Origin of the sequence: Bacillus sp. FSL K6-0972, from assembly GCF_037976035.1 — a bacterium.
GTDB lineage: Bacteria > Bacillota > Bacilli > Bacillales > Bacillaceae > Bacillus > Bacillus haynesii.
This window is the reverse complement of the sequence record NZ_CP150260.1, coordinates 4127021-4147398: the sequence shown is the minus strand read 5'-3', so window position 1 is coordinate 4147398 and position 20378 is coordinate 4127021. Positions and strand designations below refer to the sequence as shown.

17 protein-coding genes are annotated in these 20378 nt (G+C 47.3%); 11 read left to right on the top strand and 6 right to left on the bottom strand.

Features of this window, described 5'->3' with window-relative positions:
* Positions 1 to 22 precede the first annotated feature (22 nt).
* From aspA to MKX80_RS21095, 3 genes are all read left to right on the top strand, one after another.
* Positions 23 to 1450: an aspartate ammonia-lyase gene (aspA, locus tag MKX80_RS21105; protein ID WP_043926861.1), complete on the top strand. Its 1428-nt coding sequence runs from the start codon at positions 23 to 25 to the stop codon at positions 1448 to 1450.
* Between the two features lie 243 nt (positions 1451 to 1693).
* Entirely contained in the window at positions 1694 to 3091 is a 1398-nt protein-coding gene (gene nhaC, locus MKX80_RS21100) for a Na+/H+ antiporter NhaC (RefSeq protein ID WP_234112414.1), read from the top strand.
* A 34-nt stretch (positions 3092 to 3125) separates the two neighbouring features.
* On the top strand, positions 3126 to 4448 hold the full coding sequence (locus MKX80_RS21095) for an NAD-dependent malic enzyme (protein ID WP_182069818.1): 1323 nt from the start codon (positions 3126 to 3128) through the stop codon (positions 4446 to 4448).
* 25 nt (positions 4449 to 4473) lie between these two features.
* Here MKX80_RS21095 and MKX80_RS21090 read toward each other — a convergent pair whose 3' ends face one another.
* Both MKX80_RS21090 and MKX80_RS21085 read right to left on the bottom strand, forming a co-directional pair.
* A complete protein-coding gene (locus tag MKX80_RS21090; protein WP_182069820.1) occupies positions 4474 to 4863 on the bottom strand; it encodes a DUF1259 domain-containing protein in 390 nt (129 codons plus the stop codon).
* 84 nt (positions 4864 to 4947) lie between these two features.
* Positions 4948 to 5736 carry a formate/nitrite transporter family protein gene (locus tag MKX80_RS21085; RefSeq protein ID WP_154997225.1) on the bottom strand — a complete coding sequence of 263 codons (789 nt, stop codon included), beginning with the start codon at positions 5734 to 5736 and terminating at the stop codon, positions 4948 to 4950.
* Between the two features lie 210 nt (positions 5737 to 5946).
* Between MKX80_RS21085 and MKX80_RS21080 the strand changes: the two genes are divergently transcribed.
* The 6 genes from MKX80_RS21080 (at position 5947) to MKX80_RS21055 (ending at position 13482) form a co-directional block, all read left to right on the top strand.
* The gene (locus MKX80_RS21080) at positions 5947 to 6321 is read left to right on the top strand and encodes a hypothetical protein (protein WP_154997223.1); all 375 of its coding nucleotides are present in this window, start codon (positions 5947 to 5949) and stop codon (positions 6319 to 6321) included.
* A 253-nt stretch (positions 6322 to 6574) separates the two neighbouring features.
* Positions 6575 to 7981, top strand: a complete 1407-nt coding sequence (locus tag MKX80_RS21075) for a cytochrome ubiquinol oxidase subunit I (RefSeq protein WP_154997221.1) — start codon at positions 6575 to 6577, stop codon at positions 7979 to 7981.
* Positions 7968 to 8984, top strand: coding sequence for a cytochrome d ubiquinol oxidase subunit II (gene cydB / locus MKX80_RS21070; protein WP_043926870.1), 1017 nt, complete (start codon positions 7968 to 7970; stop codon positions 8982 to 8984). Before MKX80_RS21075 ends, cydB begins: the two co-directional genes overlap by 14 nt.
* Entirely contained in the window at positions 8984 to 10708 is a 1725-nt protein-coding gene (gene cydD, locus MKX80_RS21065; RefSeq protein ID WP_154997219.1) for a thiol reductant ABC exporter subunit CydD, read from the top strand. The genes cydB and cydD overlap by 1 nt, the downstream gene beginning before the upstream one ends.
* A complete protein-coding gene (gene cydC / locus MKX80_RS21060) occupies positions 10705 to 12456 on the top strand; it encodes a thiol reductant ABC exporter subunit CydC (protein ID WP_268342604.1) in 1752 nt (583 codons plus the stop codon). Before cydD ends, cydC begins: the two co-directional genes overlap by 4 nt.
* 174 nt (positions 12457 to 12630) lie before the next feature.
* Positions 12631 to 13482, top strand: a complete 852-nt coding sequence (locus MKX80_RS21055; protein ID WP_234112411.1) for an NAD(P)H-hydrate dehydratase — start codon at positions 12631 to 12633, stop codon at positions 13480 to 13482.
* Positions 13483 to 13518: 36 nt separating this feature from the next.
* Here MKX80_RS21055 and MKX80_RS21050 read toward each other — a convergent pair whose 3' ends face one another.
* The 4 genes from MKX80_RS21050 to katA all read right to left on the bottom strand — a co-directional run bounded on the left by MKX80_RS21050 (position 13519) and on the right by katA (position 17832).
* On the bottom strand, positions 13519 to 14544 hold the full coding sequence (locus tag MKX80_RS21050; protein WP_182069822.1) for a pectate lyase: 1026 nt from the start codon (positions 14542 to 14544) through the stop codon (positions 13519 to 13521).
* 336 nt (positions 14545 to 14880) lie between these two features.
* Positions 14881 to 15834: a ferrochelatase gene (gene hemH / locus MKX80_RS21045; protein ID WP_234112410.1), complete on the bottom strand. Its 954-nt coding sequence runs from the start codon at positions 15832 to 15834 to the stop codon at positions 14881 to 14883.
* 6 nt (positions 15835 to 15840) lie between these two features.
* The gene (locus MKX80_RS21040; protein ID WP_268342605.1) at positions 15841 to 16257 is read right to left on the bottom strand and encodes a Fur family transcriptional regulator; all 417 of its coding nucleotides are present in this window, start codon (positions 16255 to 16257) and stop codon (positions 15841 to 15843) included.
* A gap of 117 nt (positions 16258 to 16374) precedes the next feature.
* Positions 16375 to 17832: a catalase KatA gene (gene katA, locus MKX80_RS21035; protein ID WP_216929998.1), complete on the bottom strand. Its 1458-nt coding sequence runs from the start codon at positions 17830 to 17832 to the stop codon at positions 16375 to 16377.
* Between the two features lie 185 nt (positions 17833 to 18017).
* Here katA and MKX80_RS21030 point away from each other — a divergent pair, with 185 nt between their 5' ends.
* Positions 18018 to 19616, top strand: coding sequence for a catalase (locus MKX80_RS21030; RefSeq protein ID WP_268342606.1), 1599 nt, complete (start codon positions 18018 to 18020; stop codon positions 19614 to 19616).
* A 323-nt stretch (positions 19617 to 19939) separates the two neighbouring features.
* Positions 19940 to 20371, top strand: a complete 432-nt coding sequence (locus MKX80_RS21025) for an enoyl-CoA hydratase (RefSeq protein WP_154998723.1) — start codon at positions 19940 to 19942, stop codon at positions 20369 to 20371.
* The last annotated feature ends 7 nt before the right edge of the window (positions 20372 to 20378 follow it).

Below are 20378 nucleotides of genomic sequence, written 5' to 3'. Positions count from 1 at the left end.
AAAAAGAAAGCAGGGTTAAAAAATGAAAGCTGAAATGACATACCGGACGGAAAAGGATTTTCTCGGAGAAAAGAAGATTCCGGCCGATGTCTACTACGGTATTCAGACATTGCGGGCAGCGGAGAACTTTCCGATTACAGGATATAAAATCCACGAAGAAATGATCAAGGCGCTGGCAGTGGTGAAAAAAGCGGCGGCGCTTGCCAACATGGAGACAAAACGTCTTTATAAAGGCCTTGGAGATGCCATCGTCCAAGCCGCTGATGAGATCCTTGAAGGAAAGCTGCATGATCAATTCATCGTCGATCCGATTCAAGGCGGGGCAGGCACTTCAATGAATATGAACGCGAATGAAGTCATTGGAAACCGTGCACTTGAACTGCTCGGCCACAAGAAAGGCGAATATATTCATCTGAGTCCGAATACGCACGTCAATATGTCCCAATCGACAAACGACGTATTCCCGACGGCGATTCATATTTCAACGCTTAAGCTGCTGGAAAAGCTGCTGGACACAATGGAATATATGCTTGATGCGTTTAAGAAAAAAGCACGCGACTTTGACCACGTCATTAAAATGGGCCGCACCCACCTTCAAGACGCCGTGCCGATCCGGCTTGGGCAGGAATTTGAAGCCTACAGCCGCGTGATCGAACGCGACATCAAACGGATTAAACAATCGCGCCAGCATCTGTATGAAGTCAATATGGGCGCTACCGCGGTTGGAACGGGATTGAACGCGGATCCGCGCTATATCGAAAATGTCGTCAAGCACTTGGCTGAAATCAGCGGTCTTCCGCTTGTCGGCGCTGACCATCTGGTGGATGCGACGCAAAATACGGACGCTTATACAGAAGTTTCAGCAGCATTAAAAGTGTGCATGATGAACATGTCGAAAATCGCAAACGACCTTCGGTTGATGGCATCAGGTCCGCGCGCAGGACTTGCCGAGATTTCTCTTCCGGCAAGACAGCCGGGGTCATCTATCATGCCGGGGAAAGTCAATCCGGTTATGGCCGAGCTGATCAACCAAATCGCATTCCAAGTCATCGGAAACGACCATACGATCTGCCTTGCTTCTGAAGCCGGACAGCTCGAACTGAACGTGATGGAGCCTGTGCTTGTCTTTAATCTCCTGCAATCCATCAGCATCATGAACAACGGATTCCGTTCGTTTACCGATCATTGTGTAGAAGGTATTGAAGCGAATGAAAAACGCTTAAAAGCGTACGTGGAAAAAAGCGCCGGCGTCATTACTGCGGTCAACCCGCATCTTGGCTACGAAGCAGCTGCAAGAATTGCGAGAGAAGCCATTTTAACAGGGCAATCCGTCCGTGACCTCTGTCTTCAAAACGATGTGTTGACAGAAGAAGAACTTGATCTGATTTTGAATCCTTATGAAATGACAAAACCGGGGATTGCCGGGGCTGAACTTTTAAATCGGGATTAAGCTGGAAAAACAGTATGCGAAAACACTCTGAAGCATTTTACCGGGATAGAAACACAGAGTGTTTTCGCTTTCCTTCAATAACTTTATGATGTGAAAGGAAGACAGCGGTGAAGTGGTACCGTGTCAGCCTTTTTCATGGTATACTGTTCGTTGTTAGTTAAATTTTTAAGAAAAAATTGAAGCAGATTGCTATTTTTATGTAGTTTATTTTGAAAGCGTTTCAATAATTAAGGGGGATTTAGGTTGAAAACAACACGGTTGCCATCAATGTTGGAAATCATTTGTGTATTAGGTGCATTTTTAGCGATAGTTTGTTCATTTACAGTCAAATTCGATCTGCCGATTCAGCTGGCATTGTTTATTTCATGGTTCTTAGTGATTTTGCTCGGTCTGCGCCTGGGGCACCGGTATGAAGATTTGCAAAAATCGATTACAAACGGAATTTCAAATGGACTTGAAGCGATATTGATCCTGATTGCCGTCGGTGCTCTGATCGGCACATGGATAGCCGGCGGTGTTGTGCCGACTTTGATTTATTACGGGCTTGAGTTTATCCATCCGAGCATATTCCTGCTCGCCACGCTCATTATTTGTTCGATCACATCTGTTGCCACAGGTACGTCTTGGGGCACAGTAGGAACGGCCGGGATCGCCATGATGGCAATCGGGGAAGGGCTGGGGCTTCCGCTTCCGCTTGTAGCCGGAGCCGTGCTGTCCGGAGCCTACTTTGGAGATAAATTATCGCCGCTTTCTGATAGTACGGTGCTTGCGTCATCCCTTTCAAAGGTCGAAGTGATTACCCATGTCAGAGCGATGCTGTACTTGTCGGTTCCCGCTTATTTGATCACGGCGGTCCTGTTTACCGTCACCGGCTTTATATACGGAGGCCGAAATGTTGATTTGGAAAAAGTTGAATTTTTGAAAGCTTCTTTGCAGAACACGTTTGATATTCATATTTGGATGCTTGTTCCGGCTATTGTCGTCATTGTTCTTTTAGCGATGAGAAAGCCTTCTGTGCCGACGATCGCGATCGGCGCACTTTTGGGCGCGATCTGGGCTGCGGTCTTCCAAGGCATGAACTTTGCGGATGCGATCGGCACAGCATACAACGGCTTTTCCATCGACACCGGGATCAAATTTATGGACGAGCTCTTAAACCGCGGAGGAATTCAGGGCATGCTCGGTTCAGTCGTCGTCATCATTCTCGGTCTGGGCTTTGGCGGCCTCTTGGAGCACTTAGGCGTTCTAAAAGTGATCGTTTCCAAGTTCCAGCAAAAACTGACTTCTGCCGGCAACGTCACATTCTCGACGATTATCGTCGCCTTCTTGGCAAATGTGTTCGGCTGCGCGATGTATGTCTCGCTCATTTTAACGCCGAAGATTATGGAGAAAAGCTATGACAAGCTCGGAATTGACCGGAGGGTGCTGTCCAGAAACGCGGAAGTCGGCGGAACGATGACGTCGGGCATGGTGCCGTGGTCAGACAACGGCATATATATGGCGGGGATTCTCGGCGTGTCCACCTTCTCTTACCTGCCCTTCATGTGGCTGAGCTTTGTTTCAATCGGACTTGCGATTTTGTACGGATACACAGGTAAATTTATTTGGTATACCGATAAAAAAGACTCGCCGGTTCAGTAGCCGATTTTAAAACAATTGATGGAGGTATTCTGTTATGAATGGCAACAATATTATTCGGAATTTGATGCTGGAAATCCCTTCAGCACCCGGAAACCTTGGAAAGGTGACAACGGCGATCGGCCTTGCCGGCGGTGATATCGGAGAGGTTGAAACGATCAAGGTAGGGCCGAATTATACGATGCGGAACATTACGGTTCAAGTTGAGCATGAAGAACAGCTTACCGAGATTCTTGAAGTGATCCGCAACTTAAAAGAAGGCATCCACCTTCATACCGTTTCAGATGATGTATTGGCTGCACATGAAGGCGGCAAAATCCGCATGAAAAGCAAGATGCCGATTCGCTCGCTCGCTGATCTGCGGCGGGTGTATACGCCAGGTGTCGCGAATGTGTGCGAGCTTATTAAAGAAGAGCCGCAAAAAGCGAATATCTATACCGGAATCGGCAATTCAGTTGCAATTGTAACGGACGGCACGGCGATCCTTGGCTTAGGAGACATAGGGCCTGTGGCGGGAATGCCTGTTATGGAAGGGAAGGCCGCACTTTTCGACCAGCTTGCGGACATCAGCGGGGTACCGATTCTGCTCGACACGAATGATCCTGACGAAATCGTGAGGACGGTTAAAAACATCGCGCCCGGATTTAGCGGCATTTTGCTTGAAGACATCGGTTCCCCGCATTGTTTTGAAATCGAAGAGCGCCTGAAAAACGACCTGAATATTCCGGTCATGCATGACGACCAGCACGGTACTGCGGTTGTGACACTGGCGGCCGCCATTTCAGCAGCCAAGAGTGCCGGGGTCGATCTGAAGCAAGCCCATGTCGGCCAAATCGGCCTGGGCGCGGCGGGGGTCGCGATCTGCAGGATGTTTATGGCATATGGAGTAAAACGTGTTGTCGGAACGGATAAATCGCTTGAGGCGATGGCGCGTTTAGAGAACTATGGCGGCCATGCGGCTGAAAGCATTGAAGAATTGATGGAAAGCTGTGATATCATCGTCGCGACAACCGGTGTTCCGGGATTGATCAATAAGAAATGGGTTCGGGAAGGCCAGGTGATTTTGGCTCTGTCCAATCCGAAGCCGGAGATTGAGCCTGAGGATGCGCTCGAGGCCGGGGCAGCCTACGCTGCGGACGGACGGTCTGTCAACAATGTGCTGGGATTCCCCGGTATTTTCAGGGGCGTGTTAAATGCCGGAGCGGATTCGATCAGCCACCCGATGCTGGTTGCGGCCGCCGAAGCGATCGCATCCTGCACAAAACAAGGCGATCTTGTGCCTCATCCGCTGAACCCTGAAGTTCACGAGATTGTGGCCAAAGCAGTCGAAAGGGTCGCACTTTCAGAAATGGGAAAATAAACGGATAAAGAAAACAGCTGCTGTTTTATCGCAATACGGATAAAGCGGCAGCTGTTTTTCTTGCGAATGGTAACGGCGGTTCTACAGATTGAAAATGAATATATAAAATATTCGGTTCTGTAAACATCCAATGATTGTGGAGAGCGCTGATGATGATGCCCTGATCGACAAGCTTTTTTGTAAACAGCGGAACTTCTTCAGGCAAAATGGCGACTTCGGCCATATTCAAGGCGATTCCGTTTTGATCGAGCGATTCGAACATGATTTCTTCCATGCCGACTCCCCGGCTTGGTCTTCCTTGAATCGTGACACGCAAATTCCGTTTGATGCTGACAGAACAAACACCGTGTTCAATGTGCGCCTCTCCATTTAAAATATGTCCAAATTGCCGGCAAAGCGAATGAAAACTTTGCATCCGGTGAACCTCCATTTTTAAAGTTACCACGATTTTATGAAGGGAACCCGCATATTTAGAATCCTTTAAAAATGGACGATCCTTTTATTTGATGATTTCTTCACCGCCCGGCTTGTTAGCATAGTGGTACATGAAGCCCATCATAAACGCGCCTCCGATCAGGTTCCCGAGTGTTACCGGAATTAAGTTATGGATTGCACCTGCAATCGAAATCGTATCCGGATGCTCGGTCACCAGGGAGACGGCAAAAGTGGCCATGTTCGCGATGCTGTGTTCATAACCGGAAATAAAGAAAGTAAAAACAAACAGCATCATAGAGAACATTTTTGCTCCGTCTCCTTTTTGCGCCATCGGAACAAAAAACGCAAGGCAGACAAGCCAGTTACAAAGAATCGCTTTGAAGAACAATTCGGTCACCGGCGTATTCATTTTATGCTCCGCCACGCTGAGAATAAAGCCGGTGGAAGAAGGATCCTTAAATAAGCCGGTCGCAAAGATGAGGCCTGCGAAAAAAACGGCGCCTATTAAATTTCCTGCATAGCTGAACATCCACAGCTTGATAACAGTGGGCCATCGCATTTTTTTACGAAGCGCAGCCAATGTATAATAAAATGTATTTCCCGTAAATAAATCTCCCCCGCCATAGACGATCAGAATAATGGCGCCCCCAAATGTGATGGCTGCAATTGGATATGTGAACGGAGAATGTTCAACATAAAAGAGATTCCCCGTTTTAAACGCTACAATGACTCCGAACCCGATAAACATACTGGCCAGCATAGCCCGTAAAAGATAGCGAAGCGGGCTTTGCATAAAAATGCTTTGCTTTTTTAAAGCAAGCTCTTCGACAAGAACAAGTGATTTTGATTCCATGTTTTCCACCACCATCAAGTGTTTACTTAAGAAGTTTCTATCATAAATACAACCTAAGTATAGCAGGATATTGTGAAACGTTTCACAAATTTTGTGTATTTTGTTTGAACAAATGTATGGTTCGATTTTCATAGAATAAACAAGGTATCGTTATTGTTTATTCCTACGTAATAAATATTCCCTTCGTTAAAAGTCAGAGGGGGCGGCGTTTTGTATATGACCAGCGGGACCGGTTTCAAATTGATATGCAAGATGGCTGTGCAGAGAGGAATCTCAAACATACAGTGCAGTCAGCCGGTGCCGCGTGAAGGCTTAGTGGGGATAAATCAGCAAATGAATGAAGGGACTGCACAGAAGGCGGAAGGAAGGTTTCACAGATTGGACAAAATAGCAGGACGTTCTGTAAGGCGGGCGCGCACTGAAGGAAAACACCGAATTTGCTGTATTGCATATAACGGTATTCTTTTGATGCGACAGGCTTTGCACAAAGAATCACAGTCGTTGAATGAGGAAATGCTCCACATGGATTCGGGGCATTTTTCTTATACCGATTTAGTTCTTGATAACCACCATGTCACAAAATAGCTATAATTCCTTCGTATAATTGTCACAATGACATCCATTAATTAGGAAAAATATACTTTATTTAAGAAGGATTTCGCGGTAAAGTACAGGTATAAATAACCATCCGGATAATAACAGAACAACAATGTGGGCTGAGGTCACCCTTTTGTCTGTGACAATGATCATATTCATAAGATGTATGTGAAACTTTGAGCAAGGGGGATGCCCTTTTGGCAACGAGTCCGGCTAGAACAAAGAGGAGGAGACTGGAACAGTGGACGAACTCATTTTGGCAAGATTTCAATTTGCTTCAACAACGATCTTTCACTTTATTTTTGTACCGATGTCAATCGGGCTTGTCTTTATGGTTGCTTTAATGGAAACCCTTTATGTCGTAAAGAAAAAAGACATTTACAGAACGATGGCTAAATTTTGGGGGCACTTATTTTTAATTAATTTTGCAGTCGGTGTGGTCACCGGGATTTTACAGGAATTTCAGTTCGGAATGAACTGGTCGGAGTACTCCCGCTTTGTCGGTGATGTATTCGGCGCTCCGCTCGCGGTGGAAGCGCTGCTCGCTTTCTTTATGGAATCGACGTTTATCGGTTTGTGGATATTCGGCTGGGATCGGCTTCCGCAGAAGATTCATTTGCTGTCCATCTGGCTTGTTTCTCTTGGAACGATCATGTCGGCGTTTTGGATTTTGGCGGCCAACTCGTTTATGCAGGAGCCTGTCGGATTCGCGATCAAAAACGGCCGCGCGGAAATGACCGATTTCTTTGCGATTATTAAAAACCCGCAGCTATGGGTTGAATTTCCGCACGTCATTTTCGGTGCGCTTGCCACTGGGGCATTTTTCATTGCCGGCGTCAGCGCGTATAAAATGCTGAAAAAACAAGAATTGCTCTTTTTTAAAAAATCCTTTCAAATCGCGATGATTGTGGCGCTTGTTTCTGGCATCGGCGTAGCGTTCAGCGGACATGAGCAGGCACAGCATCTGATGAAGAGCCAGCCGATGAAAATGGCTGCCAGCGAAGCGCTTTGGGATGACAGCGGCGATCCGGCAGCTTGGACGGTGCTTGCGAACATTGACACGGACAAGCAGGAAAACAAATCCGAGCTCAGCATCCCCTATGCGCTCAGCTATTTGGCTTATAAACAGTTCAGCGGCGATGTGCCTGGAATGAAGACACTGCAAAAGCAATATGAAGAAAAATACGGAGAAGGAAATTATATTCCACCGGTGAAAACGACGTTCTGGAGTTTCAGAATCATGGCTGGTTCAGGGCTTTTAATGATCGTTGCCGCTTTGACGGGTCTTTATCTCAGCTTCCGCAAAAGACTCGAAACAAGCAAATGGTTCTTGCGGACAATGGTGGCTTTGATCGCCTTTCCATTCATTGCAAATACGGCGGGGTGGATCATGACTGAAATCGGACGCCAGCCATGGACGGTGTTCGGTATTTTGACAACGGCGCAGTCCGTGTCTCCGAACGTATCAGCGGGAATGCTGCTGTTCTCTGTCATCGCGTTTACAGCGATTTATCTTGTACTGGCGCTCGTTCTTGTCTACTTGTTTGTACGGGAGATTAAAAAAGGGGCTGCACACCATGACCACCATCATGATGATTCCGTATCGACAGACCCGTTTGATCAGGAGGTTTACCATGGTATCTCTTAATGAACTTTGGTTTATATTAGTCGCTGTGCTGTTCATCGGTTTTTTCTTTCTTGAAGGCTTTGATTTCGGCGTCGGAATGGCGACCCGGTTTCTCGGACGCAACGAGCTTGAACGAAGGGTGATGATCAATACGATCGGCCCTTTCTGGGATGCCAATGAAGTCTGGCTGCTGACCGGGGGAGGCGCGATTTTCGCCGCTTTTCCGAACTGGTATGCCACGATGTTCAGCGGATATTACATTCCGTTTGTCTTTGTTCTTCTTGCATTGATCGGCCGCGGGGTCGCATTTGAATTTAGAGGAAAAGTCGAAACCGCAAAATGGAAGAAAACATGGGATTGGGTCGTATTTTTCGGCAGCATCCTGCCCCCGTTTTTGTTCGGTGTTTTGTTTACCAGCATCTTGCGCGGCATGCCGATCGATGCCGATATGAATCTGCACGCCGGTTTTACTGATTATGTGAACGTCTATTCCGTGACAGGGGGAGTCACCGTTACGCTTCTCTGCCTGCTGCATGGACTGATCTTTATAACATTGAGAACGGAAGCCGATTTGCGTGACCGGGCAAGACAGCTGGCCAGAAAAGTCGTATTTGCCGTTTTGGCGGCGCTTGTTGCCTTTGTTGCTTTATCCATTTTTGAAACGGACTTGTTCACTGGCAGGGGACATGTGACGATACCGCTTGCGGCTCTGATTGTCGTTTGTTATGTGCTGTCGATCGTGTTTATGAAACAAAAACGCGACGGCTGGACATTTGCCATGACGGGTGCGGGGATCGCTCTTACAGTGGCGACGATTTTCACTGCACTGTTCCCGCGCGTCATGATCAGCTCGGTTAAAAGCGCATATGATTTAACCGTTTATAATGCTTCATCAGGCGACTATTCTTTAAAGGTTATGACGATCGTCGCGCTGTCACTGCTTCCGTTCGTGCTGGGCTATCAGATCTGGAGCTACTATGTTTTTAGAAAACGGGTCAGCAGTAAGGAGCCAATGATTTATTAATGGGAAAAGATCTTTTGCAATATAAAGGGATGAAACGAATTCTTGCAGTACTCACTGTACTGACATGCATGCAGGGCGCCGCCATTATCATGCAGGCCGAATGGCTTGCTGAAGCGGTGACCCGCCTTTTTAACGGTGAGCGGGTCGGTTCGCTCTTTCCGCTGATCATCTTATTTACCGCCGCTTTTTTATTCCGCCATGCCGTGACCCTTGTCAGGCAAAGGCTGATTTTTGATTATGCCGCCGAGACAGGAGCCGCCATGCGGAAAAAGTTTTTGGAGAAGCTTTTCCGATCCGGCCCCAGGCTGGCGCGAAAAGAAGGAACCGGTCATGTCGTCACACTCGCGATGGAAGGAATTGCACAGTTCCGCCGCTATTTGGAGCTGTTTTTGCCTAAAATGGTCAGCATGGCCGTTATACCTCCGGCGGTTGTCTGTTATGTCTTTTTTAAAGACACATCTTCCGCTGCTGTCTTAATCATTACGATGCCGATTTTAATCGCTTTTATGATCCTTCTCGGGTATGCGGCAAAAAGAAAAGCGGACAGCCAATGGAAGACGTATGAGATGCTTTCAAATCATTTTACAGATTCCCTGCGCGGCCTGGAAACTTTGAAAGTGCTGGGTATCAGCCGTTCACATACTAAGAATATTTTTCATGTGAGTGAACGGTACAGGAAGGCGACGATGAGCACGCTTAAGATCGCCTTTCTGTCATCGTTTGCACTTGATTTTTTCACCATGCTGTCCGTGGCAACCGTTGCCGTTTTTCTCGGTCTCGGTCTTGTTGACGGCACCATCATGCTGGAGCCGGCTCTTGCAATTCTGATTCTTGCACCTGAATTTTTTCTTCCTGTCCGGGAAGTCGGCAATGACTATCATGCTACATTGAACGGTCGGGAAGCCGGTAAAGCGATCAAGGCGATATTGGATTCGCCCGGTTTCAAGGATGAGGAGCCTTTGGATCTGCAGCGATGGTCCGACGATGATCAAATCGAGTTCAAGGGTGTAGATGTGCGGCATGAAGATGAGAAAAACTGCTCTTTATCCGGCATTTCTCTATCGTTTAAAGGAAAGAAAAAAATCGGCATCATCGGGGAAAGCGGTGCCGGAAAATCTACGCTTATCGATGTGCTCGGCGGCTTCCTAGAAACGAAAAACGGCGTTATCAAAGTCGGGGGAAAAGAGAGGACGCATTTGCAGACAGACAGCTGGCAAAACCAGCTCCTGTATATTCCGCAGCATCCCTATATCTTTCCTGATACGCTCGAAGCTAATATCCGTTTTTATCATCCCGGCGCTTCTGACGAAGACGTTGAACAGGCAGCAAGAGCCGCCGGGCTGTCGGAGCTGATTGATCAGCTTCCGTGCGGCTTGAAAGAACGGATCGGTGAAGCCGGGAGGGCATTAAGCGGTGGACAGGCACAGCGTACAGCCGTTGCCCGGGCTTTTTTGGGCAACCGCCCGATTCTCCTTTTAGATGAGCCGACCGCTCACTTGGATATCGAGACAGAATACGAGTTGAAAAAAACGATGCTGAAACTGTTTGAAGACAAGCTGGTTTTTTTGGCAACCCATCGCCTTCACTGGATGCTTGATATGGATGAAATTATCGTGCTGAAAGATGGGCAGGTGGCTGAAACCGGTACACATCAAGAACTGATTGAAAAGCAGGGTGTTTATTACGAGCTTGTGCAGGCGCAGTCGTTTGGAGGTGCATCATGAACAATGAAGATGGGTGGATTCTGCCCTATATCAAGAAAAATATAAGGCTTTTGATCATTGTCGTGTTGCTTGGCGGGGTGACTGCATCCTCGGCGGCTGCTCTCATGTTTACCTCCGGTTATTTAATATCTAAAGCGGCTACGCGTCCGGAAAATGTTTTGATGATCTATGTCCCGATCGTAGCGGTACGCACCTTCGGGATTCTGCGCTCGGTGTCGCGTTATGTTGAGCGGTTGACCGGACACCATATCATCTTGAAAATTTTATCCGATATGCGCGTCAGGCTTTACAGAATGCTCGAACCCCAAGCTTTAAAATGGCGTGAACGCTTCCGAACGGGGGATATGCTCGGCATGTTGGCCGACGATGTTGAACATTTGCAGGACATGTATTTGAGAACGGTATTTCCCGGGCTGTCGGCGCTTCTTTTATATGGCGTATTCATCACTGCTATCGGCTTTTTTTCATGGCCTTTTGCAGGACTGATCGCGATCTATGCCGCGGTTTTCGTGTTTCTTGTTCCGCTTGTTTCTCTGCTTGTGACAAGGGCTAAAAATGTTGCGCTGAAAAGAGGGCGAAGCCTCTTGTACCGTCAGCTGACAGACGCGGTCATGGGCGTGAGCGACTGGGTTTTCAGCGGCCGGCAAAACGACTTCGTCCATGCGTATGAAGCGGCAGAACAGGAATGGCTGGCAATCGAAAGGAAACGGATGCGCTTCAGTCGGTGGAGGGACTTTGCCATACAATGCCTGGCAGCAGGACTTGTTCTTATAATGTTGATATGGGCGGGCGGACAAAGCGCGGAAGGCGCTCTGGCTCCTGTGTTTATTGCGGCGTTTGTTCTTGTTGTGTTTCCTTTGACGGAAGCGTTCTTTCCGCTTTCAGACGCAGCGGCGTCAATCCCTGAGTATCAGGATTCTTTAGAAAGAATGGACGGGCTTGAGCCGTCGAAAAGGGAAGAAATTGGAGCCGCTGTTCAGCAGGAACGGGCGGAGGCCTTAGGTTTGGACGATGTCACGCTTCGCTTTGAAGATGTTTCTTTTTCTTATAAGCAAGGCCATCCAGTGTTGGACGGTGTTTCATTTATATTAAAACAGGGTGAAAAGACCGCTTTGCTTGGCCCGAGCGGTGCGGGTAAATCGACGATCTTGTCGTTGATACAAGGGGCGCTCGCTCCTTCTAAAGGAAACATTACATTGAACGGCATTTCTGCGCAGTCTCTTCAGGGAGAAATCTCACGCGTAGTCTCCGTTTTTAATCAGCAGCCGCATCTGTTTGATACGACGGTTTTGAATAATATCCGGCTCGGGAACCCTGACGCGAGTGATGAGGATGTGTATTGGGCGACGCGCCAGGTGAAGCTTCACGATTATATTCAGTCTCTTCCCGAAGGATATCATACATCTGTTCAGGAAACGGGCATCCGTTTTTCAGGCGGAGAACGCCAGCGGATTGCATTGGCGAGGATTCTGCTGCAGGATGCGCCAATCGTTGTATTGGATGAACCGACCGTAGGCCTTGATCCTAAAACAGAGAAGGAGCTTCTATCAACGATGTTTCAAGTGCTTGATGGAAAGACTGTTCTATGGATCACACACCATTTGGCAGGAGCCGAAGCAGCCGACCGAATTCTGTTTTTAGACCAAGGGAAGCTTGTAATGGCAGGGAGCCATCAGCAGCTTTTGGAAAACAATCCGCGCTATTCAAGACTTTATCGTCTGGATGCGCCTGTCGGCCGGCTTTCTTAGTTGAAAACCGCCAAAGACAGCTTCTAGTTGTGAAGCTGTCTTTTTTATATGAATTTAAAATGGTCCGTTCATCAACTGCACGATTTTGCATTTTAAAGAGCAGTGAAGGGTATGATTCAGTTAGAATTTAATTAAACGTTTGTTTAAACTTTGTATTGAAAGGTGTGATCCGGGATGTCTGCAGAACAATTGCCGATATGGACGAAAGACTGCGTGAAGGGCTCATTGCCGAAAAGGGGGAATGGAAGTCATAAAGGAACTTATGGAACCGGACTGTTGCTCGCGGGAAGTGAAGATATGCCGGGAGCGGCTCTCCTTGCAGGAATCGGGGCGATGCGGAGCGGTATTGGAAAGCTTGTCATCGGAACGTGCGGGAGTGCGATTCCGCTGATCGTCCCTGTTCTTCCTGAAGCGACGTATTGGCGGGACGGCGCAGAAAAGGCGGCGTCCGGCAAGATTGCCGAACCTTACCGGGCGATTGCGATCGGACCGGGGCTGCCGTCTTCGCAAATGACTGAGCAAGCGGTCCGGAACGTATTGGCGAAAGACTGCCCGGTTGTCCTTGATGCGGGTGCTCTATCAAAACGATCATATCAAGAACGGGAAGCGCCAGTGGTATTAACGCCGCATCCGGGCGAATTTTCGAGAATGACAGGCTTGTCTATTCGAGAAATTGAGGCAAACCGGGCCGGCTATGCTCGAGATTATGCGGAGGAACACGGTGTTACTCTTGTCTTGAAAGGCAATGAAACGATCATTGCTTTCCCAGACGGCGAGTGCTGGAGGAATGTAACGGGAAATGGGGCGCTGGCAAAGGGGGGTACGGGAGATACGTTAACCGGGATGCTTCTCGGGATGCTGTGCTGTCATGAGAATCCGAGAGAAGCGGTGCTGAATGCTGTCCACTTGCACGGCGCATGTGCGGACGCATGGACAAAGACCAGATCGGCCCATACGCTCCTTGCGCATGAACTTTCCGATCTCCTGCCAACAGTATGGAAAGGGTATGAGGATGGAAATGAGTGAAACGCCCGGAATGCTCCGAACGTTTCACCTCAAAGCTTATGGATTGATTTTGCCGACTCCGGCATTTTGCTTGACGATTGATTTTACATTGTCGACATTGTCGAGTGAGTAGCTGTATGGCGGATTATAGGTTGTAGTAGAGGTAGTCGGCATGCTGCCCCTAGAGTTTACAAATTTGTTGTTGGATACATGCCAATAGCCCGGTGAACTGCTGTACCAAGAGACAATCGGATCTTTGGCGTTTTCAAAAAGGTTGTTCTCAATTTTGATGCGCGCGCCCATCCTCGAATTAATTCCGCTGTCGATGATCTTATTGAAATAGTTGTTGTAAATATGGCCCTCTCCGAAACGGAATGACGGCACACGCGAATTTAGATTCTCAAACCAGTTATGATGGAATGTAATCGTCCTGTTGTAATTGTCGCTGTCCGATGAGCCCATCAGCATGGATTTCCACCCATCGTGCACATAGTTCCAAGAGAATGTAATATATTCCGCATCTCTTTTGACGTCAAATAATCCGTCATAGTAATCTTTGTCAACGTTCAGGCTGTGGTAAAGCTCATTATGATCAACCCAAATGTTTTTAGAAGGGCCTTCAATGCCGATCGCGTCTTTATCGCCTGAGGCGACCTCGTGAATTTTCAAGTTGCGGATGATGATGTTGTTGGCACGCCATATTTTGATGCCGATGCCTTTGAGTTCGCCTTTGGTCCCTGACCCGACAATCGATACGTTTGACACGTCTTTGACGTCAATCTTTGATGCGGATGTATTTGAAGTTGTAATGGTGCCGTTGACATAAATTTTTAAAGGCGTGTTTGCATTCTTATTTTTTAATGCCGCAATCAGCTGATCTCCCGTTGTTACAGTTACCGTCTGACCGCCTTCTCCGCCCGTTGTTCCGCCGTTTAGTGTCGCGAAGCCTTTTAAGCTGAAGTCGGCAAGCGGATTTACTTTGCCCGAGCTTAACGAAGAAGCTGCTTCTGCCGAAACCGCCGCTGTCAATGACCCGATAACTCCTAATACAAAGATAAAGATGATGCTGATTAATTTCTTCATCAATATTCCTCCTATTGTTTCTTTTTTCATACCGTCGCTGTGTAGGAAGCGCTTACAATTATGGCGGATGCCAAGCGATGGACACTGGTTATCCCTCCCTTTTATTGGAATCAGAGAGAGCATAGCACATGTTTCTGAATTGTCTGAATAATCATGATGTGAGTTGGATTTGCGCATAAGCTGGTGATTATGCCAAATGACACGAATCTGAGAATAAGCGCATTTAGATAAAGGTCTTTCATCGTAATGGTGCAAAAAAAAGAATCTATGAAATGAAAATCCATAGATTCTGATTCTAATACTTGTTTTCTCCAGTTTTTCATTTTTCGGATCGATTTACAGCTCCGCTTTTTCCTGCTCTGTGCTGTTGTAGGATCGCTCCACGACTGAAGCAAGCGTATCGATAAACCGCGGATCCGTGTTCGGCATAGGCGGACGGTGATAGCTTGCGCCAAGCTCGTCCGTAACCACTTTGCATTCATAGTCGTTGTCATACAGCACTTCCAAATGGTCAGATACAAAACCGACTGGTGCGTAAATGAATGACCGGAAGCCTTCCTGATACAGTTCCTTTGTTAAGTCTTGGACGTCCGGGCCAAGCCAAGGATCGGGCGTGTTGCCCTCGCTTTGCCAGCCTACGGCGATCTGGTCAAATGACAGCCGTTCTCCGATTAGTTGTGCTGTTTTCTCGAGCTGATCCGGGTAAGGATCGCCATGCTCCCTGATTTTTTCCGGCAGGCTGTGTGCTGAGAATACGACGACCGCTTTTTCCCGCTCTTTTTCAGACATGTCGTTTAAAATGCTGCCGATTTTTTCAGACCAATAGCGAATAAAGCCTTCTTCCTGATACCACTCGTCAATCGATGCGATCCGTGGTCCGCCGATTGCTGCTGCGGCCTGTTTGGCGCGCCGATTGTATACTTCGGTGCTGAAGGTGGAATAGTGGGGAGCTAAGACGACGGAAACGGCCTCTTCAATTTGGTCTTTTTTCATTTGTTCAACCGCATCCTCGATAAACGGAGAGATGTGTTTTAAGCCGAGATACATCACGTATTCGACTTTATCTTGGCGCTCGTTCAACGTTTTTTCCAGCTCTTTTGCCTGAGCGAGCGTAATTTTCGCGAGCGGAGAGATTCCGCCGATATGCTTGTAGCGTTTTTTCAAGTCTTCAATCATATCATCGGACGGTCGTTTTCCATGACGGATATGCGTGTAATACGGAATGATATCTTCTTCCTGATAAGGGGTTCCGTATGCCATGACTAACAGGCCGACTTTTTTTCGTTCCATATGTCTTCACCTCTGCTGCTGTTCTTGGCATGTTGTACACATTCCATATATTCCCAGAAAATGCGAGTTCACTTTAAAGTTCGTCAATTGTGCTGCCGCATGCTCTACCTCTTTGAGGTGAGGATAGTCTAGATCAGCGATCTTCCCGCATGATTTACAAATGACATGATAATGCTGTGATGTAAACAGTTCATATTTGCTTTTTGCGTCTCCGTGAGACAGCTCTTTTAAAATGCCGAGCTTCACGAATAGTTTCAAGTTGCTGTAGATTGTTGGGAGACTCATGTACGGCAATTCCCGGTGAATGTCTTCTGCCGATGGATGGCTGCCCAAAGAAGCAATCGTTTTTAAAATCAGGACGCGCTGAGCTGTAATTCGTAAACCCCGCTTTTTTAATAAAGGGACGAGCTGCTCGTCTTCCACACGTAACATCCCCTGTCGTTCTTTGATTAAGGGCAGGCACCCGCATGCTTAAGAGGACGGGTGCCTGTACCTGAGAAAATGAGAATTTCATTGAGAATGATTGAACTGATTTTAGCCTTAAACTTCCTGCGGAACGGACAAGCCCAATCCTTCGGCAACTCGTGTGCCGTACTCCGGATCTGCTTTATAGAAATGCTGAATTTGACGAAGCTTAATTTCGTCTTTTGTCACCTGCTTCATCGAACCTACGATATTGCTGACAAGGCGGGTCCGCTCTTCTTCGCTCAAGAGGCGGTAAAGATCGCCGGCCTGTGTATAGTGGTCGTTATGGTCGTAGGCCGTGCTGTCCGCCGAACCTGACACCGGATAAGCCGTTGTTTTGTTTTCCGGAGATTCCTGAGGCCCTCCGAAGCTGTTCGGCTCATAGTAGACAGAGCCGCCGCCGTTTGAATCAAAGCGCATTTGTCCGTCTCTTTGATAATGATGAACTTCCGCTTTCGGACGGTTGATCGGCAGGCTGTTATGGTTTGCGCCGACGCGGTAGCGGTGTGCATCCGCATATGCGAACAGGCGTCCCTGAAGCATTTTGTCGGGAGACGGTTCAATGCCGGGCACCAATGTTCCAGGGGAGAATGTAGCTTGTTCAACCTCTGCGAAATAGTTTTCCGGATTCCGGTTTAGAACCATGCGGCCGACTTCAATCAGCGGATAATCTTTTTGCGACCATACTTTTGTCACATCGAACGGATCAAAACGGTACGTATCCGCATCCTCCAGCGGCATGATTTGAACATACAGCTTCCATGCCGGGAAGTCGCCTTTTTCAATCGCCTCATACAAGTCCTGTGTGTGATAATCGGGGTTTTCACCTGCAATCTTTGTCCCCACTTCTTCGGTCAGGTTTTTAATGCCTTGTTCTGTTTTGAAGTGGTATTTGATCCAGACGCCTTCTCCTTCGGCATTCACCCATTTGAATGTGTGGGAGCCGAAGCCGTGCATGTGCCGGTAAGTCGCAGGGATGCCCCTGTCAGACATCAGGATGGTGACCTGGTGCAGGGATTCAGGAGACAATGACCAAAAATCCCATACGGCATCCGGGTTTTTCAAATGTGTGACCGGATGGCGCTTTTGTGTATGAATGAAGTCAGGGAATTTAATCGCATCGCGGATAAAGAAAACAGGTGTGTTGTTTCCGACGAGATCATAGTTCCCTTCCTCTGTATAAAATTTAACAGCGAAACCGCGCGGGTCGCGGACGGAATCGGCTGAACCGTTTTCGCCGGCAACAGTTGAAAAACGGACAAATAACGGCGTGCGTTTTCCAACTTCTGATAAAAATTTAGCTTTTGTATATTTGGAAACGTCATTTGTGACTTCAAAATAACCGTGCGCACCGGCGCCTTTTGCATGCACAACTCGTTCAGGCACACGCTCTCTGTTGAAGTGGGCAAGCTTTTCGAGCAAGTGGACGTCCTGAATCAGCGTCGGTCCGCGTGAACCAGCTGTCATTGAGTTTTGGTTGTCTCCAACTGGAGCGCCCCAGCTGGTTGTTAGGTTGTTTTTATTTGTCGTCATCAAAGGATCACCTCGCGTAAATTTTAATTACAAAACAATGATAACATTTCTCAAGAAAAAAACAATATTTATTTATAATTATTATAAAGAAAAATTCATTATCGTTGATTTAATGTATTGAAACTTGAATAACTTCCTGAACTTGGGATAAATTATTGTTAATTCCAAATAAAGGAGGAAAAGGGATGGATCAGCATTCAAACGAGCGGAAATCTGACATGGAGACGGATGATACGTTAACAAATCGGCAGGGCCACCCGATCACAAACAATCAGAATATCAGAACCGTGGGCAACCGGGGGCCTTCTACATTGGAGAACTATGATTTCTTGGAGAAAATCAGCCACTTTGACAGGGAGAGGGTTCCCGAGCGGGTCGTTCATGCCAGGGGAGCCGGAGCGCACGGCTATTTTGAAGCTTATGGGACAGCAGGCGATGAGCCGGTCTCAAAGTATACGAGAGCAAAGCTGTTTCAGGAAAAAGGCAAGAGAACCCCGGTGTTTGTCCGTTTTTCGACGGTGACTCACGGGATATCTTCACCGGAAACACTGCGGGATCCTCGCGGATTTGCCGTTAAGTTCTACACTGAAGACGGGAACTGGGATCTGGTCGGAAACAACTTGAAGATCTTCTTTATCCGCGATGCGGTGAAGTTTCCTGATTTAATCCATGCATTTAAACCGGACCCGGTTACGAATTTGCAGGATGGCGAAAGAATCTTTGACTTCATTTCCAACACGCCTGAAGCGATGCACATGATCACATTTTTGTTTTCGCCTTGGGGCATTCCGGCAAACTACCGGCAGATGCAGGGGTCCGGGGTCAACACGTACAAATGGGTGAATCAAGAAGGAGAGGCAGTCCTTGTGAAATATCACTGGGAACCGAAGCAGGGCATAAAAAACTTGACGCAAAAAGAGGCGGAAGAAATTCAGGCGAAGAACTTCAATCACGCCACACAGGATTTATATGAAGCGATTGAGCGGGGAGATTATCCCGAGTGGGAGCTGTTAGTTCAAATCATGAGCGATGATGAGCATCCTGAGCTCGATTTTGACCCGCTTGACGACACGAAGCTGTGGCCTGAAGATCAATTTCCTTGGCTGCCTGTCGGCAAAATGGTATTAAACAAAAATCCGGAAGACTACTTTACAGAAGTCGAACAAGCGGCATTCGGAACAGGGGTTCTTGTCGACGGGCTTGATTTTTCCGATGACAAAATGCTTCAGGGACGTACGTTTTCCTACTCGGATACACAGCGTTACAGAGTGGGAGCCAACTATCTGCAGCTGCCGATCAATGCGCCGAAAAAAAGAGTGGCAACCAATCAGCGGGGCGGCCAGATGCAGTACAAGGTCGATTTAGGTAAAAATCAAAGCCCGCACATCAACTATGAACCTTCAACAATCAACGGGCTGAAAGAAGCAAAGCAGGATGGCAAAGAATACACCCCGCATGTCGAAGGAAATCTGGTGCGCGAAAGTATCGACAGGCAGAATAATTTCAAGCAGGCCGGGGACACGTACAGGCATTTCGAAGATTGGGAAAAGGACGAGCTGATCACGAATCTGGTCAATACACTTGCCCCATGCGATCAAAGAATTCAAACGAAAATGATCGATATGCTGAAGCAATGCGACAAGGAATATGGAAGCAGGGTCGAGGAAGGATTAAGAGACGCTTCCAGCAAAAATACATCCAGCCGGGAGCCGATCGGAGCAGAAGGCGCCGAAGATGCGCCGAGACAGGCGGAAGAAAAAGGGCATAGTGAAGATCCTTATTAAAAGATCATCCTTGTCTATTCAAATTGATGATAAAATACGGATACGCTTCTTCAGCGTATCCTTTTTATTTTGGAAAAATGGAGACAATCGGTTCAGCTGAGGAGGAAAAAAGAAGAATACAAAAAGAGGCTTGGGATGTCCGCTCCAATTTGCGAGAAAAATAACGAGCAAAAGCAACTCATCATTATAAAAGCCCGCTTCACATTATTAAACTAATATTTTCCTATATTCAATAAATGTACAAACTCACAGCAAAAAAGCAAACGATCTATATGGTAAAATTAAACATGTATAGAAAACAAAAACAAAAGGGAGGAGTTTTCATGTTGAAAAAGTTGGCAGCTGTCGTTTTAATGTTGGGAATCATGCTTTGCGGTGCCGGCGGAACGTCTGTTTTGGCATACGGAAAGTCAATTTCTCAGGAATCGATTCATCCCTACAGCACGGCATATACAGATGTCAAGGTGGTTGGCAAAACAGTCCGCTTTTATATTAAAGGATTGGAGAGTCCGTTTAATCAGACTTATTATGAAAGAGTCGCATGGACAAGCACTGATGAGGAGCCTGATACATTGAAGGACAACATTTTATCTGTGAAAATACCAGCGAAAACGGGAAGCAGGTATGAGGCAAACTCGAGCGAAAGGCTTGAGCTGATCAGAGAAAAGGTCAATTCAGGCGATATGGTTTACGGATGGGCAAAAGCGCAGAATGGCTATTGGTATCCTGCCGGTTCTGCTAAAATATCTTATTGAGCAAAGC